Origin of the sequence: Isoptericola sp. NPDC060257 (genome assembly GCF_042726645.1) — a bacterium.
In the GTDB taxonomy this organism is placed as follows: domain Bacteria; phylum Actinomycetota; class Actinomycetes; order Actinomycetales; family Cellulomonadaceae; genus Isoptericola; species Isoptericola nanjingensis.
In genome coordinates this window covers 1-1495 of record NZ_JBHXAW010000492.1, presented here as the reverse complement: position 1 = coordinate 1495, position 1495 = coordinate 1, and the positions used below count along the sequence as shown (strand labels likewise).

The window sequence follows — 1495 nt, the reverse complement described above, 5'->3', positions numbered from 1 at the left end:
CCGGGCACCTGCCCGGGCCGCCGTCGTCGTCCCCGGAGCGCGTCAGCCCTTCACCGCGCCCGCGAGCATGCCGCGGACGAAGAACCGCTGCAGCGCGATGAACACGATCAGCGGCACGATCATCGCGATGAACGCACCGGCGGTGAGCAGGTACCAGTCCCCGCCGCGCGTTCCGGCAAGCTCGGCGATCTTCACCGTGAGCGGCTGGTACTCGGGGGCAGCGAAGGTCAGGCCCACGAGCAGGTCGTTCCACACCCACAGGAACTGGAAGATCCCGAACGACGCGATCGCGGGGACCAGCAGCGGGAACAGGACGCGGAAGAAGATCTTCACGTGACCGGCGCCGTCGACACGGGCCGCCTCCACGAGGGACGCCGGGATGTCCTTCATGAAGTTGTGCAGCAGGAAGATCGCCAGCGGCAGGGCGAAGATCGAGTGCGAGAGCCAGACGGTCCAGAAGCTGCCGTTGACGTTCCAGTCGACGTAGTCCGCCAGCAGCGGCACCAGGGCGATCTGCAGCGGCACCACCTGGAGCGAGAACACGGCCACGAACAGGAAGTTCCGCCCCGGGAACTTGATCCACGCGAACGCGTACGCGGCCAGGAGCGACAGCGTGATCGGGATGAGGACCGCGGGGATCGTGATGACGAACGAGTTCACGAAGAACGTGGACAGGTCGTTGCTGTTCCCGTAGAGCGCCTCGTTGTAGTTGTCCATCGTGAACTGGGCGTCCCCGGTGAACAGGTCGCCGAACACCGTCCACCAGCCCGTCCGGCGGATGTCCTCCTGCGGACGGAACGACGTGATGAGCAGACCGAGCGAGGGGATCGTCCAGAGGATGGCGATGATGATCGCGATCCCGGACGCCCACGGGGAGCTCAGCTTGCCCTTGGTGGCGATCGCCCGGCGCTCCAGCCGCGAGAGCTTGCGGACGCCCGTCTGCGGGACGTCGTCGTCGAGGGCGGAGCCGGCGACGGCCTGGCCAGGGGTGGGTGTCGAGGTCATCGGATCTCCTCCGACTTGCGCATCTGCCGCACGTTGTACGCGATGATCGGGATCACCAGGATGAACAGGACCACGGCGAGCGCCGCCGCCAGCCCCTGGTTCCCCTGCCGGAACGCCTGCGTGTAGAACTCGTTCGCCACCACCTGGGTGCCGAACTGGCCGCCCGTCATCGTGCGGACGATGTCGAAGGCCTTCAGCGTGCCCATGGCGATCGTGGTGAGCACCACCACCAGCGCGGGCCGGATGCTCGGCACCGTGATGTAGCGGAACATCCCGAACCCGTGCAGGCCGTCGAGGCGGGCGGCCTCGACGATGTCGTCCGGGATCGCCTTGATGGCCGCCGACAGCACGGTCATCGCGAACCCGGTCTGGATCCAGATCATCACCACGATGAGGAACCAGGTGTTCCACGGCTGGCCGATGAGGAACTGCTGGGGCGGCAGCCCGACCCACACCAGCAGCTGGTTGAGCAGGCCGATCTGGTTGATGT

The 1495-nt window shown here is 66.8% G+C and carries 2 protein-coding genes; both read right to left on the bottom strand.

Annotation, left to right across the window (positions count from 1 at the left end; translation table 11 throughout):
- Positions 1-42: 42 nt before the first annotated feature.
- The gene (locus ACFWEK_RS21595; protein WP_430546540.1) at positions 43-1005 is read right to left on the bottom strand and encodes a carbohydrate ABC transporter permease; all 963 of its coding nucleotides are present in this window, start codon (positions 1003-1005) and stop codon (positions 43-45) included.
- Positions 1002-1495 (bottom strand): carbohydrate ABC transporter permease (locus ACFWEK_RS21590; protein ID WP_430555372.1); only part of this gene is annotated, 494 nt, incomplete at its 5' end. The genes ACFWEK_RS21590 and ACFWEK_RS21595, both read right to left, overlap by 4 nt.

Excerpts from the sequence above, each read along its gene's own strand:
- ACFWEK_RS21595 (WP_430546540.1), bottom strand. The coding sequence starts at position 1,005 with ATGACCTCGACACCCACCCCTGGCCAGGCCGTCGCCGGCTCCGCCCTC.